The organism is Undibacterium sp. Di26W (assembly GCF_049340265.1).
Lineage (GTDB): Bacteria > Pseudomonadota > Gammaproteobacteria > Burkholderiales > Burkholderiaceae_D > Undibacterium.
Map to the genome: position 1 here is coordinate 352,285 of NZ_JBMPOR010000001.1, position 13,485 is coordinate 365,769.

Annotated in this window: 12 protein-coding genes; all 12 read right to left on the minus strand. The window is 61.1% G+C overall.

Translation table 11 applies throughout. The features are described 5' to 3' along the window. Positions 1-42: 42 nt before the first annotated feature. On the minus strand, positions 43-3,786 hold the full coding sequence (locus ACO0LM_RS01445) for a hypothetical protein (protein ID WP_423033623.1): 3,744 nt from the start codon (positions 3,784-3,786) through the stop codon (positions 43-45). A gap of 7 nt (positions 3,787-3,793) precedes the next feature. Then, entirely contained in the window at positions 3,794-4,570 is a 777-nt protein-coding gene (locus tag ACO0LM_RS01450; protein ID WP_423033625.1) for a hypothetical protein, read from the minus strand. Further along, complete coding sequence (locus tag ACO0LM_RS01455; protein WP_423033627.1) at positions 4,567-5,544, minus strand: phage tail protein; 978 nt, start codon at positions 5,542-5,544, stop codon at positions 4,567-4,569. The genes ACO0LM_RS01450 and ACO0LM_RS01455 overlap by 4 nt, the downstream gene beginning before the upstream one ends. Further along, complete coding sequence (locus ACO0LM_RS01460; protein WP_423033629.1) at positions 5,541-6,647, minus strand: hypothetical protein; 1,107 nt, start codon at positions 6,645-6,647, stop codon at positions 5,541-5,543. Before ACO0LM_RS01460 ends, ACO0LM_RS01455 begins: the two co-directional genes overlap by 4 nt. Before the next feature lie 5 nt (positions 6,648-6,652). After that, the gene (locus ACO0LM_RS01465; protein ID WP_423033631.1) at positions 6,653-9,682 is read right to left on the minus strand and encodes a hypothetical protein; all 3,030 of its coding nucleotides are present in this window, start codon (positions 9,680-9,682) and stop codon (positions 6,653-6,655) included. A 4-nt stretch (positions 9,683-9,686) separates the two neighbouring features. Next, positions 9,687-9,878 (minus strand): hypothetical protein, encoded by a 192-nt coding sequence (locus ACO0LM_RS01470; RefSeq protein ID WP_423033633.1) that lies wholly within the window; start codon positions 9,876-9,878, stop codon positions 9,687-9,689. A gap of 14 nt (positions 9,879-9,892) precedes the next feature. Further along, positions 9,893-10,282, minus strand: coding sequence for a GPW/gp25 family protein (locus ACO0LM_RS01475; protein ID WP_423033635.1), 390 nt, complete (start codon positions 10,280-10,282; stop codon positions 9,893-9,895). A gap of 2 nt (positions 10,283-10,284) precedes the next feature. Beyond that, positions 10,285-10,677 carry a PAAR domain-containing protein gene (locus tag ACO0LM_RS01480; RefSeq protein ID WP_423033637.1) on the minus strand — a complete coding sequence of 131 codons (393 nt, stop codon included), beginning with the start codon at positions 10,675-10,677 and terminating at the stop codon, positions 10,285-10,287. Positions 10,678-10,707: 30 nt separating this feature from the next. After that, the gene (locus tag ACO0LM_RS01485) at positions 10,708-11,304 is read right to left on the minus strand and encodes a phage baseplate assembly protein V (protein WP_423033639.1); all 597 of its coding nucleotides are present in this window, start codon (positions 11,302-11,304) and stop codon (positions 10,708-10,710) included. Then, the gene (locus ACO0LM_RS01490) at positions 11,304-12,284 is read right to left on the minus strand and encodes a phage late control D family protein (protein WP_423033641.1); all 981 of its coding nucleotides are present in this window, start codon (positions 12,282-12,284) and stop codon (positions 11,304-11,306) included. The genes ACO0LM_RS01485 and ACO0LM_RS01490 overlap by 1 nt, the downstream gene beginning before the upstream one ends. Before the next feature lie 58 nt (positions 12,285-12,342). Beyond that, on the minus strand, positions 12,343-12,981 hold the full coding sequence (locus ACO0LM_RS01495) for a peptidoglycan-binding protein LysM (RefSeq protein ID WP_423033643.1): 639 nt from the start codon (positions 12,979-12,981) through the stop codon (positions 12,343-12,345). Further along, positions 12,981-13,485, minus strand: a 505-nt coding sequence (locus ACO0LM_RS01500; protein WP_423033645.1) for a hypothetical protein, incomplete at its 5' end; no start/stop codon positions are given. The genes ACO0LM_RS01500 and ACO0LM_RS01495, both read right to left, overlap by 1 nt.

Consider the following 13,485-nt stretch of genomic DNA (forward strand, 5'->3'; position numbering starts at 1 on the left):
TTGCTTGGCGTGGGAATCGGGCACGATCTGCCGCAACCGTGTTCATGTGGGGGGCGTTGCCGAAGATTCAGACCCGCTCGTTGCCTCGCTGGGCGACGCTGGTGGGACGTTCTCCTCCGGGGATGCCGCCGGGGGATTCTGGAAAGCGGTGCGCACGGCGATCGCAGCCTTGATCATTGTCTCTGGCGGAATGACCGGCCCTGGCTCTAACGGTATAATTGAAGGAGACGTGGGTGGGGCGCCAATTGGCACCCATGAAAAAGGCGCCTCCGCTCCCTGTGAATTCACCGCTGGGCCACAACTTGCGAACGTAAGTTCCCATGTCTCTCCGCTCCTCACTGGCATGATCAGGGTGCTTATGATGGGAAAGGGGGCTATATTTCTGTCTCCGAAATCCACCATTGCATAGCCGGCTGACACCTGCAATATACTGGTTTGCACTCCTTCGCTATTTTTAGTCGTACCCGTCAATACACCTGGGAACCCTCCCCCGTCGGCGAGAGCGTCCAACCAAGGGGTCGCGATCACCAAACCGTCGGTAGTCGCTGTGTCGGTATAGAAGTCATTCGTTAGGACTAGGGGGGACGGCAATCCAATGATATTGCCGGTCAACGTTGCCGCCTGCACATTGCCACTTGCCGCAACGTCGCCGTTCACGGTCAGCACAAGGCCGTCGAGACTTGGCGCCGGCCCGATAGAAACACCAAGCGATGTGACGGTCAGTATAGGTTCCGATTCTGATACCAAATTCGACGGCACCACACTAAACAGCGTGCTGTGGGAGTCAACGTTGCCACTTCCGACCGATAGCGTGGTGACCTCCATATTGCCGTTCACCGCTAGCGAGGCGCCGCCGATGCCAGACAATGTGGCGGCCTCTAGCTTGCCGGCTACCGTCAAGTCGCCGTTCACGTCGAGCGCAGCGCCGGCAATGCCGGACAGTGTCTCGGCTTGCAGATTTCCTTTCACCGTTACGTCGCCGGTCACATCAAGCACGGTGCCGCCTATACCGGACAATGTGGCAGCCTGCAGATCGCCGCTCACGGCTATATCGCCGCTCACTTTGAGCGTGGCGCCACCGATGCCAGCGACCTGTCCGAGCTGAACATTAGTGGGCGAGACGAGCAGCAAGTCCGGCGCGGCAGCCGTCGGCGACGTCACACTCAAGAGCACCTCGTCACTGCCAAACGTGGTTCCGCCAACGGCAATCGACCGCGTCGCCAGCATCGAATCGACCGTCAAGTCAAGCATGTCGATGGTGCCGTCGAAACTGACCGGACCGCTTACCTGCAGTGCATACTGCGGATCGAAGGCGTCCGCTTCCACATTGATCGCCACCGTGTTGGCATTGCCCGCGCCAACGTTATAGGCAACTAGCATGGCCGGCGGCTGCACGGGATTCGTTTTGAGTAAGCCATTGAATGAGACCGAACCATTCACCTGCAAGGCATACTGCGGATCGACGGCGTCCTGTTCCACATTGATGGCCACCGTGTTGGGGTTGTCCGCGCCGGCGTTGTAGACCAGCAGCATGGCCGGCGGCAGCATGGTTTTAGTGTCCGATGAAGCGATTCCATTGGCGTCGTTAGCCTTGAATTTCCCCAGCAAACCTGAACTGATCATATAGGCCGAGCTTGCCGCGAAATTCGGTAGAGTTGGCAACGGCGAAAGCAGCGTCAGTTGGGTCTGGTTCTGGATCGACTTAACGCGCACGCTCTGCATTGTCGACGCTGTCACCGGGCAGGTCAGCAAGACGGCGCCCACCAACTGCGGCGCATTGGTGAATGCACTAAAGAATGTTGTGCCGTTTCCTTTCACAATAGTCAGATTGGCGGGATCAATACTGATTGTGCCCGCTCCATCCCCTAGAGCACCGGTTGCCGTCAGATAGCGAAATGGCAGCTTGCTGACAGTGCCGGTGAATTCGCCCATCAAGGTCAGCTCGGTGTCGCTGGTGACCTGGGCGACGCACTGGGCCTGTTCGATCATGGCGTTCGGTGTGAAACGTGGAATCACTAAGACAGCCCCGACAGTCATGTCCGTAAAACTGCTGCCCACCCCCGTGATCGCCGTGCCGTTGCTGCTGATCGTACCTGCGCCCGTCATCTCGACGTTGCTGCCGGCGCTGCGGTAGTTATACGGTGAGTCAACGACGGGAATGTCGAATGGCGTCAATAGCGTCAACGTCGTGTCGCTTAGCGGCGTGGCGGCGAGCGTGGCCTGCTGCTCGTTGAGGGTGCCAATGGTGATCAGGTCGCCCGGATTGATCTGGTCCACAAACCGGGTGTTGTAGCCAACCACGGTCGTACTTGGCACCCAGGTACTGGACACCGAGGTGATGACGCCGCTACCGATAAAGGCACTGCCTCCGCCCACACTCAGTGAAGCGCGCGGGTTGGTGTCGAGCACCCCGACTTTGCCTCGCTCGTAGTACAGATTGCTAATCTCCGAGCCCGGTAACTCCTTGGTCCAGAAGCTGAACTTGGCCAGCCCCTGAAGCTTTGAACCATTGCCCTCGAAACTGCGCGCCTTGATACTGTCCGAGACGACCAGGCTATCAGCGCGGATCTGCCCCCTGACGTCCAGAGCGGCACTAGGCGGATCGGCGTCCAATCCAATGCCGACATTGCCATTGGCGTCGATTGTCAGCGCATTCCGACCTAGCTCGCCACCAACCGGTGCTTGCACGCCCAGCCCGACTGACCCGTCCAGATTGACCTGGAACACGCTTCCACTTGCGCTCCCCTGCGTGAAGCGCGCCAACGTCGAGCGCTTGTAGGTGTAGCCCCAGCCGTCCTTCTCGGCAATGGTGCCGGGTATGAAACCCTTGTCCATGCTCACCTGGCCGGCGCTCGGATCGCTCGTCTTCACCGTGCCTGCGGCGACTGTTTTATACCCGAGCGGGGTAGTAGGGATGAGCTGGTCGCCGGACTGCAGGAAAGGCATGGGCGGGTCCGTGAAAGACACTTTCTGCCCGTTCCAGGAGATCGTGCCCTTTCCCTTGAAGGTGACGGCATCGACCTGCAGATTGGCGAGCGGCTGGTCGGTGCCGATGCCGACATTGTGGCGTATCGTGAGCGAACCGGTAAACCGTCCGAGCGGGGCATCGAATTGCAGAAAATAGTCGCTGCCCTCGCCGCCCTCGCGCCTGGCGCTGATGCTGGCGTAATCGGTCAACAGCCGGGTGCTGACGGCATTCGTCGGTGCCGTCGGCAAATCGGCCCCCACTCCCGCGCCTTCGGTGATGAAATTGACCGACCCCACACTGCTTCCCACATAGCGGCGCTCGTTGCGTCCCGATCGGTAGTGCAAATTATCAATGTTGCGCTGCTTGGTCAGTGTGATGGCGGCCAACATGATGAACAGGCCGTGCTGGTCGAGATTGCGCAAACACTGGATCTGCGGTTGTTGCACGATGCGCTTGTAGCCTGCCGTGCCGCTGGCGTCGCTCAAATCGGCATAGACTTCATGGTAATTGATCGTGATGAAATAGTTGACTCCGGTCTCCAGCTCCGCCAGTGCCACGATGGCCGGCTCGACTAGGATGATCTGGCGGCCCAAGGCATCGATCGCCATGCCTGGCGTTACTTCCAGCTGGGGTGCTGATTCGCCATTCGACATGGTCGAGTACGACACCTCGAGCCCCTGGGAAATGCCGTGCAAATACAGGCTGGCATTTCTTGCCGCCAGCATGTCCATCTGGTATTGCTGCTCACAGCGAAAGTCCTCGGTCAGCAAGGCTTCGCCAGCAAAATAGTGAGGGCGTTCGATTCGCAATTTGCTCATGGCTATCTCAATTGGACGTGTTGGCGAGGGCGACCCAGTGCAGGGCCAGCTCGGCCGCACCGGGCTGGGCCGGCATCAGCGCCAGCAGGGTGACGACGAATTTGTCCGTCTCGGCATGGACGGCAGTCGCATACGGCACGGCGCCCTGGACCGATACCGTCACCAGCGGCGGCCGGTCGAATGCGCGCGCTTGCGACGGCAGGTAGTCGACAGTAACGCTGGTGCAGGCATCAGAACCCGGCTGGACCGACACGGTGCCTTGCAGGCTTTGGTTCAGCGCGGTCAACATGGCTGGCAAGCGGCTCCTCACGGGAGTGCGAACGTCGGTCACTTTAACCATGGGATTTTTGGTACCGATTTCGATTAGGGCGAGCGGCACGCCGTTTGCAGGCACCGTCGCATCGATGTAGACGCCGGCCGACTCATCGATCACATCGCTTGTGGCCTGGCTGTTATCGGGATAGAGCGCGTAAACGTACATCGGATTGCTCGCATTCGACGGTACAGTCAGTGGCGTGGCGTCGCCCGGCAGGATCAGAAAATGGCCGAGCGGGTCGAAGGCGACACCCTGGCTGACCGCCAGCGTAGCGCCCGGTTGTAGGCTCACTTCCATTCCGGCCAGCACCCCCGGCGTGTACAGGTACTGGTTCTGCAACTGCAACCAATTGCTGAAATAATCATGTTCCAAGCTCATGTAGGCCGAGGTGAGGAACATGCCGTCCTGATAGTTCAAGTGCTCGGCGATATCGCTCGGGATGACAGTATTCGGGATAACAGTACTCATGTTGCGATTCCTTGTACACCGAGTAGAGTATTGAGGCCCAGCTGAGATGCGTAGCTGGGGGAGTTCAAGTTCAATTGCATGCTGGGGATGAGAGTGAGGGTGAAACACGTAGCGGCCGGTTTCATCGTGGCCAGCAGCCGTCCGAGTTGCTGGTAAAGCGAGGCGATCTGGGTGGTATTTTCCTGGGTCAGAAAGAAGCTCGAATCATTCGCATTGGGCAGGATAATTTGCACCGTGAACAGCCATGGTAGATGACCTGACACTACCGGCGCGCCGACGCCGACGCTGTCGCGCAAAACGAAGGCTGTGGCCGGCGTGTCGCTCACCATGATGTCGCCTGCATCGGGCGCGCTAAAACTGACCGACACCTGGCCACTGATCGAGGTAGTTCCTCCCGATTCGTCATATTGCAGGCCGCTGATCGTGGCCGGCAGGTCAAGCAGTAAATTGACCAGCATGCTCAGGCCCTGGAGGGTGCCGCGCATGCGGTACAGGGCCATGATCTGCGCGATGACCGTGCGTTTCTTGTCGATATCCCAGGCCTGATCGACGACCAGGCCCACCCAGCTACCCAGCCAGATCAGGAACTCGTCCAGCCATGACGTGATCGCATCGTCGGAAGCGGGCGCATCGGGGTCGCCCGCAACATGGCCGGCCATGGGATCTGGCGGGTTCGGCACGTCAAGATAGGCATCGAGTGCAGCGAGCCGTGCCGATTCAAGCTTCGGGTCCAAGATGGGAGGAATGAAACCGGTCTCGTCGGACTCGAATAGAAAGCTCAGGCGCGGGTAGAACAGGTTGCCGATCACGTCTGCGGCAAGCAATTCATGGATGCCTTTGCGACCACCGAGCTCGCTGTCGTCTATGCCGCTCAGAATTTTTTCGAAAATCTTCAGGTACTGGGCCAGGAACGGCGGCTGGTTGGTACTGTAGACGGCAGGAAGAAAACGCAGGTAGCGCGAGGAATCGCTCATGCCTGGCTCCTTGCCGTGACGTCAAGGCAGCGCAAGCGCGGCAGGCCCTGGTAGAACATGCCCGGCGCACCGCCCGGCAAGTCGGCCAACTGGGCGTTGACGCCGAGCGTGGCCATGATGCCGAGCTGCATGGTGGGAATAAAATTGAAGTCCATCCGCGCGATCCGGTCGATGCCCTCTGCGGCAAGTACAAACTCGCCGATGGCCGCTTCGGCCGGGGCGTCTCCATACGGCCACCCCTTGCCGTCGGCCCCGCCCTCGCAGGGCAGGAAGAACGTGAAAAGGCGCCCGAACAGCAAGGCCAAGGTGAGATCAAGGCGGGTGTTGGGTGCGCATACGACCTCCAGCGCCAGGTTGATGTCGGTGTACTGGACCGTGCGCACCGCGACCCGGCTGCCCGCAATGACGCGCGGCGCCAGGAACGTGCCGACCTGGGTGAGCAAGACGCTTTCGGCGGCACCATCGCCGGCGACGAACATCAAGCATTTGCGCAAGGAGGTGCTGCCGGCAGCCGGCGTCGGGTTCGGGTATGGCGGATATTGATACTGCGCCTTGGCGTTGCTGAGTATATACGCGGTACTGGCAAACTCCGCGTCGCGCGCATGAACGCGACGCACCAGCAGAGGCGTCGCTGCGCCGGCCGCGGCCTGTTGCGCGATATATAGATTGGTCTGCATGGCAAGCTGCTCGACCGAGGACAGGCTCAAGGCCATATACGGTTGCGCAATATAGTGCAGCACATGCTGTTGCAAGCTTGCTTTGCTCAACGGTGGCCCCTGCTCCAGCGCCGCGAGCACTTGCTGCAGGTCCAGGAAGGCAAAGTCGTTGTCGGTGACCGCGGCGCTGGCATAGGCCGTTGTGTTGTCGCTCAAGGCGAGCCCGAGGACCCATCGCAGGTAATTCTCCTGGGTCGCCAGGGGGATGGCATTGGCCTGATAGAGCAGTGATTCGTCCAGCCAGGCCAGCAATTGCAGCAAGGTGATGCCCGGATCGGAATCGTTATAGTTGGTCCATTGCCGGGTGTATTGCGGTATCCGGCGGATCATCTCTGCCAACAGCTTCTGGTAGCTTTTCCGGTCAAGATTGGGCAGTTCGAAAGACATGTGTACTAGGCCAAGGAAAGGTGGACCAGCATGCTGCCGGCGACGGGCAATTCATTCGGCGCCAGCACGACCTCACCATCCTGGCGGCCGTTCAGGCTCAGGCTGAGCACGGCCTTGACTGCGGGAATCCGGTGCAGCCAGACGTGGGCGGCCGAAGCCAACACCGCCTGGCCAAAAGTCCAACCCTGGCCGGATGGGCCGCCGGAGACGGGATGGAGCCATGCCCTGAGCTCGGCGCAGATATGCTCTTGCAGCGCGAGCAACTGATCGGCAGCGACTGCGACTGACAACTGCGCCGTTACTGTCACCGGAATGAAAGCGGCCGATTCGGTCGTGATGCGCTCGGCCAGCGGTGCAAGACAAGCTGACTTAAGCTGCGAGGCGACGTGTTCGAGCAGCGCCACGCCGGCGTAGGGTCGCGCATCGGCACTCTTGGCCAGCAGGGCGATGCGAATCCGGTGGTCCGGTGTTTCAATGGCACGCGCCTGAGCCACCTGGGCGCTGGCCGCAGCAGCCAGCGCCGTGAAGTCCTCCAGCTGCACGGCCACGCCGCCCGCGCGTATCAAGGCCGGACTGGTCGCAGCCAGCTCGGCGACGCTAGCGCAGCCAACGCCGCCGGCGGCCGGTGCCGGATTGGAGACCCCGGCAATATTGGCGATCCCGGGACGCAGCACCGTCAATTCCCCGGCCGGCACATTGCCCGCCAGGCCCTGGGTAGTGTCATAACTAAATGCCAGTACATTATTATGGCCGGACGGAGGAATCATGCCGTTGACGCCATCGCCAAACGTCACAATGCCGTTCTGGTAGTCGAGCGTATAGGAGCGGTCGGTCGGACGGCTGAAGGCGAAGGTGTCGACCCGGCTCCACACGCGCGGCACGTCTTCCGCGGTTGAGTCCGCTACACCTGCCGGCCCATCCTCGTCCACGGTCGCCGCAGTGACAAAGCCACTAGGCTCGATCACCTTCAGCACCAGTGTCGGCAGCACCGGCGTGGCGTTCAGGGTAAATTTCTGGCCTTGTTGCGCATTGCTCGATCCAAGCACCTGATCCGAGATGGTGGTGACGTTCGAGGCCATGACGGTATTCGGATAGATGCCGAGCAAGCCGATGGTGTGCTCGACGTGGCGATGAATGATACGAAACCAGTAGGCTGTCTGTGAAAACAAATCGGCCGCCTTCATGGCCGCCGGAATGGTGAAAGCCACCACGCCAGAGCGGCTCAGTGCGTAACTGCCATCGTCCACGAGGAGCGCCTGCCACGCCTGGCCGTCGTGATATTCCCACTCCAGGCCGCGTCCGGGCTGCGCCTGCTCCTGGGCAAGATGAAAATACAGTGTCAGCTTCTGGCCCACGCTTTTTTCAGCGAACCCGGCTGGCGCAAATGCAAAATAGAAACCCGGAAAGACGTCCTCGACGGGCTTGAAGGGGCTGTACAGGAAACGGCGCAGGGCAAACGCATTATCGCTCCAGAAGCTTTGCGGCTGGGCGGCGTAGCTGTAATCGATAGAAGCCGACTCGATGAACGGCGGGAAGTAGTTGCTGTGCGTGATCGTGTACGAAAAATTGACACCGGCGACAGCATCGAGGTAATGGCTGACGCTATTCTTTTGTTCCACTGTGAGTATGCTGTCGGGAATGGCGCCTATCGTATCGCCCACGCCGTCCGCCGCAATGCCGCCCAGCTTCCCGTAACCACCTTCGGCAATTTTGCAGCGTATCCATAGGCCGGCCGCACCGGCCACCGTGCAGCGGCCCATGCGGGGGCATGCGAACTGGATCGCGGTGGGGCCGTCCGCATTCTCGCTCTGGAAATTATTGCTCGTATCTGCAAACTGATGGGTGGTTGCATCGGTGCTCGTTTCGTTGAAACTTTCCCACTGCCGCCCATCCCAGAATTGCCAGACCAGCCGCACGGGAAAAGTGCGCGCCAGCGTCGTCAGCTTGAAGTTGATCGTCACCAGCGCGCCAGTTTTGGCGAACACACTATCGGAGCGCAGGTAGAAGGCATCGTTCTGCTGCGGCGTTTCGCCAAACGGAAAGACGCCGTTGGCAATGTCGAGTAGCACAAGGTCATGCGCAGCCTGCTGCGGCAAGATCGTCTTTCCCCTGAAAGTACAGCGCACGCCCGTGACCACAGGCAGCTGCTGCATGAGGGTGCGCAACACTTTCACCTGGCGCGCGGGCTTGACCAGCAGCCAGTATTGCGCCTGATCATGCACTACCGTCGGGGACGCCCCGTCGGTAGCATGCAGCGCCTGCGCCAATTGCGCTATCGTCAGCGCCGCCGCCTGCGGGTTCTTCGTGAGCGTGACGACAAGCTCCTGCTCGCCGGGTACACCGCTCAGCTCGGCGTCAAGCGGCGTGAGCGCGCCGTCGTACCAGTTGGCGAAATATTCTGGAAATAGCTGCTTTCCCACCAGGGTGATCGTCACGCTTTGCAGCGCATCGTCCGGCTTGAACAGGGCTGGGTCCCCCATGATGAACCAGTGGCCAAGCGGACGCTCGGCCGGATCGGACGCCTGTCCTGCCACGAAGACAGGCACATCGCCCGGCCCGGCCCGCAGTCCTGCCAACACATCGATGAACCGGTCCTGCGCTGGCATCACGCTCAGCGCCGCGCACAGCTCGGCTGGCAGTACCTGCAGCGGCGCATTGGTCTGGAAGCGGATGTCCTGCCGCGCGGCCGACAAGACGGCGCATTGCGTCGGCACCGCTTGCGGCGCTTGTCCCGCCTTCAAGCGGAAATGCAAAGGTGCTTGCGCCGCGAGCGGCGCGCGCAGCTGCATATTCATGAACTGAAAAAAATCGCGCCGGCGCTGCTCCGGTATTTCGTTCTCAATGCCGGCGGTATAGGCGGCCAGGTTGGCGAAAAGATGGAGCAGGACCAGTCCGGGATCGCGCTCCACATCCAGCTCCGACGGAATCGCATCGGGCCAGTCGCCGCTCCATTGCGGCACGTAGGCCTGCGCCAGCGTCAGCGCCTGCGCATAAAATTGCGCGGCGTCGCGAAAGTCGAGCGTAGGCGCGTTCATTGCGTCAGTTCCCGTCCTGCGCATGCACGGCCAAATCGCGCTTGAGCTCTTCGAGCGCCTGGATGGCGCCACTGATGCGCAACATGGTCGCCTGCAATTCGCGTTTCTTCTCATCGTGGATGCGTAGCTGCTCCTGTCCCGAAGCGAGGCTGTTCTTCATATCGGCGATCCGTACGTCGATCAAACTATTGTCCATAACTGAGTCCTTGCCTATTTAAGAAAAAATGGATAAACGAGATTGGCCGGCTGGTTGCGCGCGCGGATGACATAGTCGACCACGATCTGCAGGCAGTTCGCCTGGCCTGGGTCGGCCTGCGCGGTCACGCCGCTGACCGCGATGCGCGGCTCCCAGCGCTCGAGCCCCTGCTTGACATAGAGTTGCGCCAGGCTAGCCGTGGTCGCATTGTTTTCAGCGAACACGAGCTCGTTGATGCGGCAGCCAAAACCAGGCAGCATCACGCGCTCGCCAGGCACGGTCTGCAATATGATCAGGATGGCTTCGGCGATGCTGCCCGCCGCCGCGGCCATCAGCACCGCGCCACCGCCCGCTTGCACAGGAAATGCCCAGCCCCGGCCGAGATAATCACTGCCGGTGGCCATCGCTACCCCATCCTCACGTTGCTCGCGCCGGCCACCTGCACGGCCGGCGCGGGCGCCTGGGCACCGCCCGGCGGAACGTCGTGGCAGGTTTCGCAAAGATCGCCGGCGCGCGCGGCACCCTTGCGATTGATACGCACAGAGGTACTACCTAGCACGACTTTTCCCAGATTGGTGGGAGGCTGCTTGAACACGCCGTCCGCAGGAATATGCGGCGGCAGGTTGCTCGCTAGCGAGCCGACGGTCGCCGCCGGGTGGCCATTGATACGCACATTCGGGCTGGTGTTCGCGCCGATCTTGCCATTGAAGGGGAAGGGTTGCTCCGTTGGCTGCGCCCCGCCCGGATTGGGCACGAGCACGATGTGGATATCGGCGCTGTTGACAATTGTATCGCCCATCTTGGCGGCTCCCATTCCCATACCCATCGCCTAGTTCAAATCGATCATAGTCGCCTTCAAGGCGAGATTGTCCGCCCCATCGACGGTCATGCCGGCGGCAGTCAGTTCGACCTTCACGCTGCCCGCCGTATTTTGTACCAGCACCTGGTCGGCGCTGATGGTGAGCTTGCCCTTGGCGCTGATCGTCAAGTCACCCTGGCTGGCGATGCTGATCGTGTTGTGGGCCGAATCGATGTCGATCCGATTGTCTTTTTCGTCGACGATCGTGATCCTGCCCTGCTCGGAATCGTCGATCAGGATGGTCTTTCCAAGTTTGGTTTTGATCATCCTCACCTGTTGCTGCTGCGGCGCGGTCACGGGGGGCTTTTGCACGCCGTTCCAGAGAAAGCCCATCACGTATGGCTTGCCCGAATCCCCATTGGCGAACGCCAGCAACGCGCTGTCGCCTGGCTGCGGCAAGAAAAAGGCCCCACAATCGGTACCGGCAAACATGCTCAGGATCTGGACCCAGTCGGTCTCGACCAGCTGCCCGGTAAGCGCAAATTTCACACGGATGCGCCCCAATCCTTTCGGATCGGCGACATCGCTCACGCTGCCCAGCGTGACACCCGCCGCGCGCGCCGCCATTACAGGCCCGTCCTTCGCACCCGAATCTCGCATTGGTATCCTGTGCTCTCGTCGTAGCGGTGGGTGCTCGAAGTGATGTAATACGTGCCGTCGAAGCGCGCGCTCAAGCCGCTGAACTTGACGTTGACACCGGCGACCAGGGCGCTATCTCCGGCCAGGCTGGCCTGGCCCTCGATGAAGTCCTTGAGCAGCTCCTGGTAACGCGCCTCAGCCACGGCCTGCAGCGCCGCCGGGTCGCTAATATTGGGGCACTCGATCGTCACGCCGGAGTCGGGGAAGCGGGCAGCCGCCTGGTAGCCGGTTTGCTGCCCGCCCATCTTGTCCTGCTGGCTCGGCGTCTCGGCCACGGCGGTGATGATCGTGTTCGTCTCGGCGTCATAGCCGATGGCCGTCACGCTGGCGCCGGAGGTGGGTAATTTCAAATTTAGATCAACCGAGCCCAGGTCGCGCGGGTAGGCCAGCGTCCTGAGGGCGCCCAGCCCTTCGGCGCAGGGACGAAAGACCAGGGTGGTGCCGGCCATGAGCAGCTCGTAGTCCAAGTGCCGGCAGCGATCGAGCAGGAACTGGTAGTTCGAAATATTGTCCTGCAAGACGTAGGCGTTGATCGTGTCCGCACTGCCCTGCGGCGTGACGGGCAGGCCGGACGTCTTTGCCACATCGACGACGATCTCGCTATCGCTGAGCATTTCGTAGCTTTTAACGCGGGTGCCGAACTTGAGCCAGTACATGCGGTCGAAGCCGCGGATCGTCGCGCTCGCCGAACTGGTGCTAAAGCTCGGTTCGATCGCCGTGATATCACCGCTGATCAATTGTCGCGCGCTGCCGATGCCCATGAAAATGGTGATTTCGTCGCCAGGCTTGAACAGGTCCAAATCGACGCCTTCGAAGCCGCCGTTTGCGCCCCCGATGTGGAAAGTAAAGCTGAACATCGACGGTACGCTGATTTCATCCTGGACGCTCACATCGCTGATGGCCGCCATGACTGCGCCGGGCAAGGCGCAGCGGTTCCTCAACATTCTGAATGCGCCGGTCAGTACGCTAGGCATTGGCCGCTCCCGCGCCGACGTGGATGTCGGGAATGACCAGCGCGCGACCGATGTCCTTGGTCTGTGGAAAATTAAGCGGCTCGCCGATGCCGTTGGAGACGGCAATCAGGCGCCACAGCGTCGGGTCGCCCAGGGTCGCTTGCGCGATCAGGTCCAGACGGTCTCCTTGCTTGACTTGCCACAGCTGGCGGCAATTGAAATACCCGCGCGAACTCAGCTCTTCCTGTTCGGTGAGCACGGCCTTGAAGGTGACTGTCAGTTCGGCGCGCACGGGGATGCCGGAACTGAGGAACATCGTGAATTTCTGGTCCAGCTTGACGATGATGCCTGTAAACAACGGGCCCGACCACGTAAAGATAAGCACCGGCGGCTCTTTCCTCTCGTTGGTACCGACGCTGGGCACGGTCAGCGCGACGATCCGGTTGGTCTTGCTGCGCACGTCGAGCTGGCGCTCATAGGTGTCGAAAAACAGCGACACGGTCAAGTCGTCACTGTTGACCCGTTGAAACTGAATATGCGCCCCCTCCCCCTGCACCAGCACGGTCTTGTTGAGCGACAGCTCGGTCGGGTTGTACATGACCGGGATTTCCTCGCGCGTTTCGTACACGATGATTTTCGCCATTTCCAGCATCAGCGACCTCCCCGCCGGTACCGTTCGATGGCGCTGCGGCGCGCGATCGCCCCATCGATCCGTTCAACCAATTGGGCCATCGTTTTTGGCGAGAACAGCGTATCGCCAACGACCTTGCGCAATTGCTCATGGGTCTGGCTTCCATGGCTAATTTCATGGATCACCTGAGTGTGGACCTGGCGTTCCATGCAAAGCATGTTGGCCGCCAGCATGCTTTGCAGGCGGCGCTCCACGGCGGCAGATGCACCGGCGCGCGCTTCACGCAGCACGCCCGCGCGCGCCGGACTCGGCGCGTAACGCGCCAGTGCGGCCGGCGCTGGCGCGATGCGAGGGTGGCGCGGCGAAAAAGCCGCTGCGGCGCCAGCGATCCGATCCTGATTGGCGTTCACGAAGACGGCAGGCGGAACAGACAGGGCATGGCGAAGCGCTTCGCCTGCTTGAGCAGAGGCCAGCGCGCGCTGTTCCAATGGGCTGCGGCGCAGCATCCGGCATCCCACTGCGGCA

Coding starts and splice junctions, on each gene's coding strand:
- ACO0LM_RS01480 (WP_423033637.1), bottom strand. CDS start 10,677: ATGGGCGATACAATTGTCAACAGCGCCGATATCCACATCGTGCTCGTG.
- ACO0LM_RS01470 (WP_423033633.1), bottom strand. CDS start 9,878: ATGGACAATAGTTTGATCGACGTACGGATCGCCGATATGAAGAACAGC.
- ACO0LM_RS01455 (WP_423033627.1), bottom strand. CDS start 5,544: ATGAGCGATTCCTCGCGCTACCTGCGTTTTCTTCCTGCCGTCTACAGT.
- ACO0LM_RS01475 (WP_423033635.1), bottom strand. CDS start 10,282: ATGGCCACCGGCAGTGATTATCTCGGCCGGGGCTGGGCATTTCCTGTG.
- ACO0LM_RS01490 (WP_423033641.1), bottom strand. CDS start 12,284: ATGGCGGCCATCAGCGATGTGAGCGTCCAGGATGAAATCAGCGTACCG.
- ACO0LM_RS01465 (WP_423033631.1), bottom strand. CDS start 9,682: ATGAACGCGCCTACGCTCGACTTTCGCGACGCCGCGCAATTTTATGCG.
- ACO0LM_RS01495 (WP_423033643.1), bottom strand. CDS start 12,981: ATGCTGGAAATGGCGAAAATCATCGTGTACGAAACGCGCGAGGAAATC.
- ACO0LM_RS01460 (WP_423033629.1), bottom strand. CDS start 6,647: ATGTCTTTCGAACTGCCCAATCTTGACCGGAAAAGCTACCAGAAGCTG.
- ACO0LM_RS01450 (WP_423033625.1), bottom strand. CDS start 4,570: ATGAGTACTGTTATCCCGAATACTGTCATCCCGAGCGATATCGCCGAG.
- ACO0LM_RS01445 (WP_423033623.1), bottom strand. CDS start 3,786: ATGAGCAAATTGCGAATCGAACGCCCTCACTATTTTGCTGGCGAAGCC.
- ACO0LM_RS01485 (WP_423033639.1), bottom strand. CDS start 11,304: ATGGCGGCGCGCGCGGCGGGTGTCACGCTGGGCAGCGTGAGCGATGTC.